Source organism: Kitasatospora sp. NPDC040550, assembly GCF_055594965.1.
Genome location: NZ_JBVIWC010000006.1, coordinates 37,825 through 49,581 on the forward strand (window position 1 = coordinate 37,825; position 11,757 = coordinate 49,581).

Sequence of the window (11,757 nt, forward strand, 5' to 3'; positions counted from 1 at the left end):
CGCTGGTGGCGGACGTGGTCATGGCGGCCGGGGGGCGGTCGGTGGGTGGCCCGGTGCCGGGTCAGCGCGGGACGGGGACGACCGGCACCGGCGGGACGCCCGCCACGCAGGAGGTGTCGCCGACCTCGCCGGTGCGGATGAAGCGGCCGGCGATCTCCAGGGTGCAGCCGGTGGACTCCATCTCCGGGACGTGTCCGCTGTTGGGCACCGAGACGAACGCGCTGTGCTCGAACTGGGCTGCGGCGAGTCGGGAGTTGACCTCGGGGGTGTTGGTGTCGAGGTCCCCGGAGAGCACCAGGACGGGGACGTCGGGCACGTTCCCGAGGTCGGTCGGCTGCGGGCGGGCGGTGCCCCGGCGCGGCCAGTTCAGGCAGTTGTCCCCGCCGTCGGTCTGGCCCTCGGCCCAGCCCTTGGCGCTGAACGCGCCGAAGTCGGCGGGGTCGGTGGCGGCCAGGGCGGCGCGGTACTGGCGGCGGCGCTCCGCGACCGGGGCGTCGTGGTCCCAGGCGCGGGCGTAGTCGTTGCAGGTGACGGCCAGGAAGGAGGCCTGGTCCTCGGTGCCGGTGCCCTCGATCTGGCCGCGCACCAGGGCGGTCAGCGGCGCCTCGTCACCGGCGGCGAGGGCGTGCAGGGCGGCGGGCAGGGCGCCGAGCAGGCCGGGCTCGCCCGGGTGCAGGCCGATGCCGCGGGTGGCGGGCTCGTACATCAGGTCGGCGAGCTTGTCCTCGGTGAACGCCACAGTGCGCTTGCGGCCCTCGACCGTGGCGGTCACCTTGAGCGGGCGGTTGCGCAGCCGCTCGGTGACGGCGGCGAGGTCGTGCACCACGGTGTCCGGGTCGCAGGAGCCGCTGCGCTCGCAGATCCGGCGCAGCGTCAGGGACACCTGCTGGGCGCCGGGGCGTGCCAGCGAGTCGAAGGCGAGGGGGTAGGCGCCGGACAGCACCATCTTGTCGACCCGCCCGGGGTGGCGGTCGGCGTAGACCGGCATCAGGTAGGTGCCGTACGACAGGCCGTACAGGACCAGCTTGGGGGCGCCCAGGCGCTCGCGGGCCGCGTCGATGTCGTCGGCGGTGGCGGCGCTGGTGTAGGCGCGGGCGCGCGGGCCGAGCGCCTCGGCGCAGTCGGCGACCAGCTCGCGCTGGTCGGCCCGCGGGGCCCAGCGGTACTCGGCCTCGGTGACGTCGCAGGGCAGTCGGCCGGAGCGGCCGGTGCCGCGCGGGTCCAGCAGCAGCAGGTCGTAGTCGTCCAGCACCCCCTGGAGCGCGGTGCTGACCTGTCCGGCGCGGTCGATCATGGTCTCGCCGGGGCCGCCCGGGTTGAGGGCGATGGTGCCCAGGGCCGCGCCGGGGCGGGTGTGGCGCACCACGGCGTAGCTGACGCCGATGGTGCCCAGGCCGGGCTCGTCGGCGACCAGCGGGCGGCGCATCGTGGTGCAGTCGACCCGGTGTCCGGGGACGGTCGGGCACCAGGTGGGCCTGCCCTCGGCGCCCGCGGGCGCCGCCTGGGCGGGGGAGGAGAGGGTGCTGAGCGGGAGCGCCGTCGCGAGGACGGCCAGCGCGGCGGCGGCCAGGCCGCCCCGGCGGGCCCGGGTCGGCGTGGTGGTGGCCGTCATGGCTGTCGTGGCCGTCGCGGCGCTCGGGGCGGTCGGGGTGGTGTGGGTGTTCGCGGTCATCGCGGTGCCTTCCTGGCGTCCTGCGGTCGGTGTGGGAACGACCTTGCCGGGGGCTCGTCAGGCGTTCGGCAGAGCGATGACAAAGGCGGGTAAGAACTCTCACCGGCCGTGCCGAACGGGCCGGGAGGCGGGTCCGGGCGCAGGCCCGGACGCGGATGTCGGAGCGGCGCGGTACGGTCCTGCTCATGGCAGCCCGGATCGATCTGACCCTCGACTGCGCGGACGCGCAGCTCCTCGCCGCGTTCTGGCGGACGGCCCTGGGGTACGTGGACGAGCCGCCGCCACCCCCGTTCCGGACGCGCGCGGAGTGGCTCGCACAGTTCGACCTGCCGGAGGACGACCCGGCGGACGACGGCGCCTGGCTCTGCGACCCGCAGGGGGTCGGTCCCCGGCTGTCCATCCTCCGGGTGCCCGAGCCGAAGCGGGCGAAGAACCGGCTGCACATCGACATCCGGGTGCCGGGCCACGGCAGTCCGGCCGAGCGCTGGACCCTGATCACCGCGGAGGCCGCCCGGCTGGTGGCGGCGGGCGGGCGGGTGCTGGCGGAGGCCGACGGGCACCACGTGGTGATGGCCGACCCGGAGGGCAACGAGTTCTGCGTGGCGGCCGGCCCGGCCACGGGCTGAGCCGCGAGGCGCTGCGGGCCCGACGGGGGAGTCTCGCGGGCCGGGCCGGGGAGCGCGGGCCGAGCCGGGGAACGCTGCGGGCCGGGTCGGTGATCGGCCCGGCCCGCAGCGCGTCGGGGCGGGTCAGGCCTTGATGGTGAGCCAGGCGCCGAGGCCGTTGCAGCCGCGGGCGTCGTACGTGGTGCTGCGGTAGCCGGCCGGGATCGGCGAGTACGGGCAGGTCCAGATGCCGTTGCGGACCTGCTCGTGGAACCAGGCGCCGACGCCGCTGCAGCCCTGCGGGTTGTAGTTGGTCAGCACGTAGCCGGAGACGATCGGCGAGCCGGAGCAGGTCCACAGGCGGTTCTGGGCGGGCTGCTGGAACCAGGCGCCGTGGTTGTTGCAGCCGCCGGCGTTGTACATGGTGATGACGTAGCCGCTGGGCACGGGCGCGCCGGAGCAGCTCCAGCCGCCGGTGGCGGAGGCGGTGCCGGTCGCCGCGGTGCCGGTGAAGGCGGCGGCGAGCACGGCGACCGCGGCGGCCGCCCGTCCCAGGCGGGTGGTCAGCTGGCGGAGGGTCCTGATCACGGCGTCACCGGTCCGATCGGTCGTCCTCGCGCCGCTGTCAGGGGCGGCGCGGGGAGGGGGGAAGTGCGAGGCTGCGCCGCACCCTAGCGGCGGTGATCAGTTCCCTGATAGATCAGGATCGCAGGATCTTCACAACTGACCGAAAACGATCCGTCGGACCGCCGCCCGCCGCCGGGCCGTGGCGTGACCGCGATGCCGTTGGACAGTCCATCCCGGCAGATGACAGGCTTCCGCCCCATGGAGCTACTCGACGTCCTGACGGAACTTGCCCGCTCGGGACGGCTGGGTCCCGTCGCGAACGGCGCAGACTGGAACGCGGTGACCGAGGCGCTCGGCGAGCCCTTCGAGGCGGTCGGCGGGAAGCCGCGAACCTGGCCGCGTCTGCTCGCCCTCGGCGACCTTGAGCTCAGCGTCTGCCGCTGCCAGAAGATCATCCTGATCTGCCTCCAGACCTGGCGGGACGTCGTCGAGCTCCCTGCTGGCCTGGTCGCCGCGCAGACGTTCCCCGGCCACCCGAAGTACGCGGACGTGATCGCGGCTCTCGACCACGCCGGCTGCGCCTGGCAGCCCTACACGCCCCTGACCTTCGACGACCAGTGCGCCATCCAGGCCACCTCCTCCGGTGTCGTCTTCGTTTTCGACATCCCCGATGGAGAAGACCCGATCCTCAACATCGCGGGACCCCAGCCCCACCGCCACAACTGTCCGGCTGCCGCCGAGGCCCACGCGACACCCTGAGCAGGGAGCAGTGCGCAGGAAACCGCCACCGCGTGCACGATGACCTCGGCGGCCTGACGGCCGCCGCGGTCGGTTCACCCGGCGACCGCGCTGCGTTCGCCCGACCTGGCGACCTGCTCGATCTTCGCGCGGTAGGCCGCACGGGCCTCCTCGTCGATGTGCTTCTCGTGTTCGGGACGCAACCCGGTCCGGCCGTCGAGGCCTTCGCGCAGGATGTCGGCGTGCCCGGCATGCCGGTTGGACTCGCCGAGGACATGGACCAGGACGGCGAACAGGTTCGTGTGGGAGTAGGGCTCCGGCCACCACGGCACGTGGCCGGGGGCGTCGAGGGGAAGCTCGTCGATCGTCGCGTCCGAGTGTTCCCACGTGCGCCGGTAGAACCCGATGATCTGATCGCGGGTCTCGTCCTCGGTCGCCCACAGATCGCTGCCGTCGTATGCCTGCCACCGGGGCAGCGGTTCCGGGGAAGGGCGATCGAAGACCTCGCCGAAGTACCTGGCCTCGACAGTGGCCACGTGTTTGACCAGGCCGAGGAGGTTGGTCCCGGTCGCTGTCAGAGGTCGGCGGGCGTCGTATGCGGACAAGCCGTCGAGTTTCCAGAGCAGCGCCTCGCGGTCCCGACGCAGTCTCGCGTGCAGGTTGTCCTTGGCGAAATCATCGATCATGCGGTATGAGCCTGCCATGGGTTGCTCGTGGTCTCAAGATCCCGTAGGCGGTCCGCAACGACTCCCGGGCCGCCGCTCGCAATCCGGGGTGGGGACAACCCCAGGACGGATCCACCCGCTGGCCGGACTGCGGTTCGAGGGCGACCGACCGTACCGTCGCGGCATGAACTCCCTACGCCCGAAGGGCAGATCACGCTCCGTCCGACTCCGGACCGGCACCGCGCCGGCGCTGGCCGCGCTGGCTGCCCTGGCCACCACGCCCGTGACGGCAGGGGTCGCATCGGCGGCCCCGGCGGACCGGCCGGACCGGTCGGACCACGGCGACCGCGGCCGGCTGGTCTCCGCCCAGCTGACCGGCACCCTCGACGGCAAGGAGGCCGTCGCCACCGCCCTGACCACCGCCAAGTACGACGCGGGCGCCGTCCGCTACGGCGTGGACACGTACCGCCTGGAGTACCGGACCGTCGACCCGCAGGGGCGGCCGACCACCGCCAGCGGCCTGCTGGCGCTCCCGCGTGGTGGCCAACACGAGCTGCGGACGGTCTCGTTCACCCACGGCACCGCGAGCTACCGCGGCGACGCCCCCTCCACCACGGCCGAGCCGGGGTTCGTGACCTCGCCCGCCCTCACCTACGCCTCCGCCGGGTTCGCCGCCGTCGCCCCGGACTACCTCGGCCTGGGCACCGGACCGGGCACCCACCCCTGGATGGACGTCCCGTCCGAGACCTCCGCTTCCCTGGACATGCTCCGGGCGGCCCGCGCCTTCGCCCCGCGCACCGGCCGGACACTGGGCCACGACGTCCTGGTCACCGGCTTCTCCCAGGGCGCCTCGGCGGCGCTGGGCCTCGCCCACGCCCTCCAGGCCGGCGACGACCGCTGGTTCCGGCTCCGCGCCCTCGCCCCGGTCAGCGGCGGCTACGCCTTCCGGGAGGCCGAACTGCCGGCCCTGCTCGACGGCTCCCTGGAGCCCAAGTCGAGCGCGCTGTACGCCGCGTACCTGCTCGTCGCCTGGAACCGGTTGCACCACCTGTACGACTCCCCGGGCGAGGTGTTCCGGGCACCGTACGACCGCACCGTCGAGGCGCTGTTCGACGGCTCGCACACCGGCCCGGAGCTGTTCGCCGGCACGCCCGGCACCATCGGCGAACTGCTCACCCCGCGCGCCCTCGCGATGCTGCGCCACCCGACCGGCCGCTTCGCCGCGGCGCTCCGGGTGGCCGACGGCACCTGCGACTGGGCGCCGCGCGCCCCCGTCCGGCTCTACGCGGCCGAGGCCGACGAGCAGGCCGCCGACGCCAACACCGACCACTGCGCGGCCGCGCTGCGCGCGCACGGCACGGACCCGGAGGTCGTCGACCTCGGCACCCCGGACTTCGCGGGCTCCCGCCACCTGGGCTCCAACGTGGCCGCCACGGCCGACATCGTGCGCTGGTTCACCGCCCTCGACTGAGCGGGCGCAGGCCGTGGCACGGCCGACCGCGGCACGGTCGACGCCCGCTCAGCCGGAGCGCAGGACCCGGAAGCGGCCGGGCGCCGCCGGATCCCGGTCGACCACCTGGACCGGCGGCCACGCCCACTGCCACACGTCGGTGCCGGGCACCCGGGTGAAGCGGATCCGCCCCCGGGTGCCCTCGACGTCGACCCGCGGCCAGGCCGCGGCGACGCGCTCCCGGTCCGCGCCGGCGGAACGCAGCACCTCGGCGAGGACGGTGACGGCGTCGTAGCCCTCGAAGGCCACGAAGGACGGTGCCTCGCCCAGCCGCTCCCGCACGGCCGCCGCGATGCGCTCGCCCGTGGCGCCCAACCGCTCGGGCAGGTAGCGCAGGAACGGGACTGCCGCGCCCTCGTCACTCAGCAGCGCCCGCCACTGGGGGAACTCCGGCTGCCCGGCCGGGGCACCGATCAGGACCCCGGCGAGGCGCCGGTCACGGCGGACGGCCCGGACGATCGGCACGGCCGGCTCGGGGTGGCCGACCAGCAGCAACAGGGCCGTCGCGCCGTGCCGGGCGAGCTCCCCGCACAGCTCGACCGGGGAGAGCGCGCCGGCGTCCAGCTCGACCACGGTGCCGCCGTGCGGAGCCAGGTGCTCGCGCAGGATCCGGGCCCCGGCGGCCCAGTAGACGCTCTGCTGGGCCGCCACGGCGATCCGGTGGTGGCCCGCGTCGAGGAGGAAGTCCGCATAGATCCGCCAGCCGTGCGACTGTGCCGGGCAGAGCCGGGCGACCCGGTCCGACGGCCCGTCGGTGAGCGCGTCCAGGACGGCCGAGGAGCAGAGGTACGGCACACCGAGCGCGTCCGCCCGCGCGGCCACCGCCCGGGCGACCACACTGTGGTACTCCCCGGCCACGGCCACCACACCCAGGCCCGCCAGCTCCTCCACCGCCGCAGCGGCCCGCTGCGGATCGGCCGCCGTGTCCCGGACCAGCAGCTCCAGCGGACGGCCGGCGATCCCGCCCGCGTCGTTGACGTCCCGCACGGCCGCCTCCAGCCCGGCGAGCAGGTGCCGACCCGCCTCGACCCACCCCGGGCGGCTCAGCGGGACGAGGGCGCCGATCGGCACCGGCGGACCGTCGACCCGCTCCGGACCGGCTGACGAAGGGGGCGTACTCATGGCCTGGCGCCTCCCGCCTGACGGTCCGATGACAGGCCGCGGCCCGGCCCGCCGACCGGCGGGGCCGGGAGGCACACCTGCGTGATCATGCCGGACATTGCACCCGGCCCCGGGGGTGGCGGGCAAGCGGTTTTCGCCGCAGCGCGCTTCGCCGAACCTGCGCGGAACCGGCCGTGGTCAGTCGCAGACGAAGGACGGCGGCCGGCCCTGGGCGATGACGGCACCCGCGGTGTCGGGGCTGTCACCGGGCACCTGTATGTTGATCAGTCGCCGACCCTGCCGCGCTCCCCACCGGGATGCCGACGCCCGGGTCCGGCCCGGACCGGTGCGCGCATCGCGGAGGTCGGGCCGTCGGTGCGGGGGGAACTGCGGAGGGGACCTCGGCCCGGGGCGGAAAGCCGCTCACCGTCCCGACGTTCCCGAAGGATCCCGTATGACCGTTCCTGTCCCGCCCGACAGCCCGCAGCCGGGGGCGGCGCCCGCCGACGCCGACCCGGGGACGCCGCTGACCTCGGGGCAGGGCGAGGCTCCGGAGCAGGCCGACGCGCAGGGCGAGGCGCAGGGCTCCGCCGCGGAGCCCGCGCCCGCCGAGGTCGAAGCCGACGCCGTCTCGCTCACCAAGGCCGCGGCGCCCGTGCCTGCGCCTGTGCCCGTGCCCGCTGACGCCGAGTCCGAGTCCAAGTCCGATGCTCCGGAGCAGGCCGAGGCCCAGGGCTCCGCCGCGGAGCCCGCGCCCGCCGACGCCGCGCCTGCCGCGCCCGTGCCGGTCGGTGCCGCCGCCGTGGGAGGCGCGTCGCCGTTCGCGCCTCCGGCCCCGGCCCCGGCCCCCGCCTCCGCTGCGTACCCGGCCCCGGCTCCGCCCGGTGCCCCGGGTGCTCCCGGTGCGTACCCGGCCGCGCCCTACTGGCAGGGGTACCCGGTGGTCCCGCCCCAGCCCCGCAACGGCCTGGGCATCGCGGGCATGGTGCTCGGCATCGTCGGCACCGTGCTCGGCCTGGTCGTCGTGCTGTTCTGGCTGTCCTGGCTGCCGGCCCTGCTCGCGCTGATCTTCGGCATCATCGGCCTGGGGTACGTGCGCAAGGGCGAGGCGACCAACCGGGGGGTGGCCCTGGCGGGCGTCATCCTGGGTGTCACGGGCCTGTTGTTCTCGGTCGGCGGCGGGGTGGTCTTCGCGGTGGCGCTGCACTCCGTGCAGGAGGACGAGAAGGCCGACGCGCGCGCCGCCCGGCTCCGCTCCGAGGCCGATGACCGGGCCGCCGCCGACCGGGCGGCGAAGGCCAAGGAGCGGCTCGACGCCGCGAAGAAGAAGTTCGAGGAGGAGCAGCAGGCGAGGGCCGCCGACGAGAAGGCCCGGCACCTGGGCTTCGGTCAGTCCTACACCTATGCCGACGGGTTGAAGGTCACGATGGCCGCGCCGGCGCCGTACGTCCCGGACGAGACCGTGTTCCCCGCGCCGAAGAACAGCACGATTATCCAGGTGCGGATCACCGTCACCAACACCGGCTCCAAGGACGTCTCGCTCGTCGGATCGGGGCTGCCCACCGTCAAGGACGCCAACGGGGGCCTGGTCACCTCGCTGATCGACGGCAGCGGCCGGATGAAGTTCATCGGCAACTCGCTGGCTCCGGGCGCGGAGGCCACCGGAGTCTCCGCGTACGCGCTGCCGAACGCCGCGGCCGACCCGTTCTCCGTCCAGTTCACCTACTACGGCAGCGGGCAGGGCATGAAGTCCGTCACCTGGACCGGCTCGCCGAACTGACCCAGGCCCAGGCTCCGGCTCCCGTCTCTGGGCACGCCCCGACCCCCGACCCCCGACCTGCGGGGCCGGGGGTCAGTCGTGTGCGAGGCAGCGCCGGAGCTCGTCCAGCCGGTAGTAGTGGCTGCCCTCGGCGATCGGCCGGCAGGAGGGCTTGAAGGCGATCTCCTCCTCGTTGTACAGCATCCGGACCAGGTGATCGGCCGGGCCACCGTCGGAGGGCGCGTTCTCGTAGAGGTCCCACTGGATGTTCGCGGCCATCGGCACGACCTCGGCGCCGCGCCACGGGTTGTTCCGGTAGCTGTAGGGCTGCTCGGGGTCGGCGCCCTCGGTGCTGCCGGGCAGGCCCATCAGGGCGGCGAGCGGCTCGATTTCCTCGGCGTGGGTGAAGCGCAGCACCGCGCCGGTGTGGCTGCTGCCGTCGGCCCTGGCCCCGGCCTGGGCGAGCAGGTCGTCGAGGAGGACGCCGGCCATCCGGTAGGTGATGGTGCGTCCGCTGAACGCGGGGCCCTTCTGGTAGAACTCCTCCGCGTCGTCGAGGTAGCCCAGCCAGCGGGCGTCGTGGGCGGTCAGGAAGCGGGAGAGGTCGACCGAGGGCGCCTCCACGGTGAGATCGGGCGCCGCGCTGTAGAGCTCGTACAGCGAGCGGGCGGAGGAGACCTGCTCGTCGACGGGCAGCGCCGTGACGAAGTCCGCCCGGAACAGTCGGGAGAGGGCGTGCCGGGCCGCTTCGGCGGTGCGCGGATCGGCCTCGTTCCGGGCGAGGACGGCGGCCAGGTCGGGGTCGTTCGCCAGGTACGCGCGGTAGTCGGCGTTCTGCGGCTGCTTGTGGAAGTACAGCAGGTCCTTGTCGGTGACCGGGGCCTCGATCAGGCCGGTCAGGTCGGGGTCGCCGGCGGTCAGGCCCGCGGTGAAGGCGTCGGCGCTGGCCACCGCGCGCGGGACGCCGGAGGTCTCCACCACGACGGGCTCCCGGTCGGTGACGATGGTCCGGAACAGGGACGGCAGCCGCTGCTCCAGGCGCAGCGCCGTCTGCCGGTGCTCCCGGGCGCCCAGGGCTGAGAGGTTGCCGTAGCCGACGGTGGTGGCGGCGGTCAGCAACGACCGCACCTGCGGGGCGAGTCGGGCCCCGAGGTCGGTGAGGGCGTCCTGCTGTTCCGCCGTGGCGAGGAGGGCGAGCACGGCGTCGCCGTCCTCGCTGCCGGTCATGGCCCGGGAGCCGTGGCGGGCGACGTTCTCGGTGAAGACCGGGCGGAAGCCGCGCGGGGGTTGCTGGTAGCGGTCCGGATCGCCCTGCGGCCGGTAGGGGGTCTTGGTCCCGTAGCGGCCGTGCCGGGCGGCGTCGGCGTCGGCCCCGGGGTGGTCGTGGGCGGACGCCGTGCCCGCGGTGGACAGGACGCCGACGGCCAGGGTGAGGGCCAGGGCGGCGGAGAGGGCGGGGGTGCGCTTCACGGGGGTCCTCCGGGTCGGTGCGGTCGGGTCGGCTCGGCTCGGGTCGGGTGGTCCGGGCGTGCGGCCGCGCGCATGCTGTCATGCGCATGTGAACGCGGGTTGACGTGTCACCGGCGGCAAATCGCCACCCTGGCCGGAATGATGACCCCGAGTCGGCCGAACTCAAAGATCTTTCGGACAGCGGACGATCAAGCTCTTGATCTACGGCCGGGCGGCTTCTAGATTGCGGTGCAATGTCACACTGAGCCGACCGACGCGGCCTTCCTGGGGGACCGGTGCCGGACATCGCACAGCAAGTACCGCTCCAGACCACCGAGAAGCTGCCCCGGGTGTTCTACCGGCTGGCACTGGGCGACGCGCTCTCCACCTACGGGAGCCAGCTCGACCTGGTGGCGCTGAGCCTGTTCGCCTACCAGGCGGCCGGGAACGCGCTCGGCACGGCCGGGTACCTCATCCTGCGCCTGACCGGCGGTTTCGCCGGTGGACTGGTCAGCGGGCGACTCGTCGCCCGGGTCGACCGGCGGCGGCTGATGACGGGCTGCGCCCTCGCCCAGGCGGTGGCGCTGGTCGTGGTGGCCCTCGCCCCGGCGTCCGCGCGCATCCCGGTGCTCTACCCGCTCGCGCTGGTCTTCGGCGGCGCGGCCGCGGTGTGCGCCGTCGCGCTGCGCACCAGCATCCCGGAGATGGTCGGCGCCGAGCGCCGGGCCCGGGCCAACAGCCTGATGGCGAGCTGCCGTTCGGCCGCCATGGTGCTCGGCTTCGCCTCCGCCGGTGTGGTGGTGGCCTGGGCCGGGTTCCGCGCGGCGCTGCTGATCGACGCGTCGAGCTTCGTGGTGTTCGCCGCCGTGGTGCTCCGGCTGCCGCTGCGCACCCGGGCCGAACCCGCCGACCCCGCCGACCCCGCCGACCCCGCCGAACCCGCCGACGAGCCCGCGACCGTCGCCGCGACCGCCGCCGCGACCGCCGCCGGGCCCGACAAGGCTGCCGACGGCGGCAGGATGAAACGATTCGGCAGCCGGTGGCAGGCCCTGGTCGTGCTGCGCGCGGCCCCCGTGGTCGGCGCGATGGCGGCGATCCGACTGCTGGACGCCTTCGGCTCCGCCGCGCACAACATCAGCCTGCCGGTCTTCGCCAACCAGCACGACCCCGGCAACCCGGCCGCCCTGCTGGGCATGTTCTGGGCCACCTGGGCGGTCGGCAACCTCGGCGCCCAACAACTGGTCTCCCGGCTCATGTTGCGCCGGGGCATCGAACCGGGCGAGCGCGCCTTCGCCCTGGGCACCTGTCTGATGTCCGGCTGCTTCATCCTGGTCTTCACCGGACTGCCGACCCCGCTGTTCCTCCTGGTGGCGATCGGGGCGGGGCTCGGCGACGGCTTCACCGAGATCTCGTACACCACCCGGATCCAGGCGCTCACCGACGAACGGCGCGGCCAGGCCTTCGGGTTGCTCGCCTCCGCCGAGAACGTCGGCATGGGCACCGGAATGCTGCTGAGCGGATCGCTGCTGGCCCTGCTCAGTCCGCTGACCGTGGTCGGCGTCTCGCACGCCGTCCCGATCGTGCTGGCGCTCGGCTTCCTGGTCCTGGTCGGCCGGGCCCGGAAGCGCTGACCGGCGCGGCCCGGAGCCCGTCCCGCCGAACCACCGCACACCGCCCGACCGTTCACCCCC

10 protein-coding genes are annotated in these 11,757 nt (G+C 74.5%); 5 read left to right on the forward strand and 5 right to left on the reverse strand.

From position 1 onward, the window contains the following. Positions 1-61 precede the first annotated feature (61 nt). On the reverse strand, positions 62-1,672 hold the full coding sequence (locus tag ACZ58X_RS11365) for an alpha/beta fold hydrolase (RefSeq protein WP_470333431.1): 1,611 nt from the start codon (positions 1,670-1,672) through the stop codon (positions 62-64). A 185-nt stretch (positions 1,673-1,857) separates the two neighbouring features. On the opposite strand from ACZ58X_RS11365, the gene ACZ58X_RS11370 reads away from it, so the two are divergent. Further along, a complete protein-coding gene (locus ACZ58X_RS11370) occupies positions 1,858-2,298 on the forward strand; it encodes a VOC family protein (protein WP_470333432.1) in 441 nt (146 codons plus the stop codon). Positions 2,299-2,421: 123 nt separating this feature from the next. Here the strand turns inward: ACZ58X_RS11370 and ACZ58X_RS11375 are convergent, their stop codons facing one another. After that, positions 2,422-2,865, reverse strand: a complete 444-nt coding sequence (locus ACZ58X_RS11375) for a hypothetical protein (RefSeq protein WP_470333433.1) — start codon at positions 2,863-2,865, stop codon at positions 2,422-2,424. Between the two features lie 237 nt (positions 2,866-3,102). On the opposite strand from ACZ58X_RS11375, the gene ACZ58X_RS11380 reads away from it, so the two are divergent. Further along, positions 3,103-3,603, forward strand: coding sequence for a hypothetical protein (locus ACZ58X_RS11380; RefSeq protein ID WP_470333434.1), 501 nt, complete (start codon positions 3,103-3,105; stop codon positions 3,601-3,603). Between the two features lie 74 nt (positions 3,604-3,677). Here ACZ58X_RS11380 and ACZ58X_RS11385 read toward each other — a convergent pair whose 3' ends face one another. Then, the gene (locus ACZ58X_RS11385; RefSeq protein ID WP_470333435.1) at positions 3,678-4,268 is read right to left on the reverse strand and encodes a DinB family protein; all 591 of its coding nucleotides are present in this window, start codon (positions 4,266-4,268) and stop codon (positions 3,678-3,680) included. A 163-nt stretch (positions 4,269-4,431) separates the two neighbouring features. Between ACZ58X_RS11385 and ACZ58X_RS11390 the strand changes: the two genes are divergently transcribed. Next, the gene (locus tag ACZ58X_RS11390; RefSeq protein ID WP_470333436.1) at positions 4,432-5,718 is read left to right on the forward strand and encodes an acetylxylan esterase family protein; all 1,287 of its coding nucleotides are present in this window, start codon (positions 4,432-4,434) and stop codon (positions 5,716-5,718) included. 48 nt (positions 5,719-5,766) lie between these two features. Here ACZ58X_RS11390 and ACZ58X_RS11395 read toward each other — a convergent pair whose 3' ends face one another. Next, a complete protein-coding gene (locus ACZ58X_RS11395) occupies positions 5,767-6,879 on the reverse strand; it encodes an ABC transporter substrate-binding protein (protein ID WP_470333437.1) in 1,113 nt (370 codons plus the stop codon). 433 nt (positions 6,880-7,312) lie between these two features. Between ACZ58X_RS11395 and ACZ58X_RS11400 the strand changes: the two genes are divergently transcribed. Further along, on the forward strand, positions 7,313-8,638 hold the full coding sequence (locus ACZ58X_RS11400; protein WP_470333438.1) for a DUF4190 domain-containing protein: 1,326 nt from the start codon (positions 7,313-7,315) through the stop codon (positions 8,636-8,638). Between the two features lie 72 nt (positions 8,639-8,710). On the opposite strand, the gene ACZ58X_RS11405 is transcribed toward ACZ58X_RS11400, so the two are convergent. Beyond that, positions 8,711-10,087 carry a histidine-type phosphatase gene (locus ACZ58X_RS11405; protein ID WP_470333439.1) on the reverse strand — a complete coding sequence of 459 codons (1,377 nt, stop codon included), beginning with the start codon at positions 10,085-10,087 and terminating at the stop codon, positions 8,711-8,713. 275 nt (positions 10,088-10,362) lie between these two features. On the opposite strand from ACZ58X_RS11405, the gene ACZ58X_RS11410 reads away from it, so the two are divergent. After that, positions 10,363-11,697, forward strand: coding sequence for an MFS transporter (locus tag ACZ58X_RS11410; protein WP_470333440.1), 1,335 nt, complete (start codon positions 10,363-10,365; stop codon positions 11,695-11,697). The last annotated feature ends 60 nt before the right edge of the window (positions 11,698-11,757 follow it).

What these genes read in the sequence shown, in the direction of transcription:
- ACZ58X_RS11365 (WP_470333431.1), bottom strand. Translation starts at nt 1,672, where the DNA reads ATGACCGCGAACACCCACACCACCCCGACCGCCCCGAGCGCCGCGACG.
- ACZ58X_RS11370 (WP_470333432.1), top strand. Translation starts at nt 1,858, where the DNA reads ATGGCAGCCCGGATCGATCTGACCCTCGACTGCGCGGACGCGCAGCTC.
- ACZ58X_RS11380 (WP_470333434.1), top strand. Translation starts at nt 3,103, where the DNA reads ATGGAGCTACTCGACGTCCTGACGGAACTTGCCCGCTCGGGACGGCTG.
- ACZ58X_RS11385 (WP_470333435.1), bottom strand. Translation starts at nt 4,268, where the DNA reads ATGATCGATGATTTCGCCAAGGACAACCTGCACGCGAGACTGCGTCGG.
- ACZ58X_RS11390 (WP_470333436.1), top strand. Translation starts at nt 4,432, where the DNA reads ATGAACTCCCTACGCCCGAAGGGCAGATCACGCTCCGTCCGACTCCGG.
- ACZ58X_RS11395 (WP_470333437.1), bottom strand. Translation starts at nt 6,879, where the DNA reads ATGAGTACGCCCCCTTCGTCAGCCGGTCCGGAGCGGGTCGACGGTCCG.
- ACZ58X_RS11400 (WP_470333438.1), top strand. Translation starts at nt 7,313, where the DNA reads ATGACCGTTCCTGTCCCGCCCGACAGCCCGCAGCCGGGGGCGGCGCCC.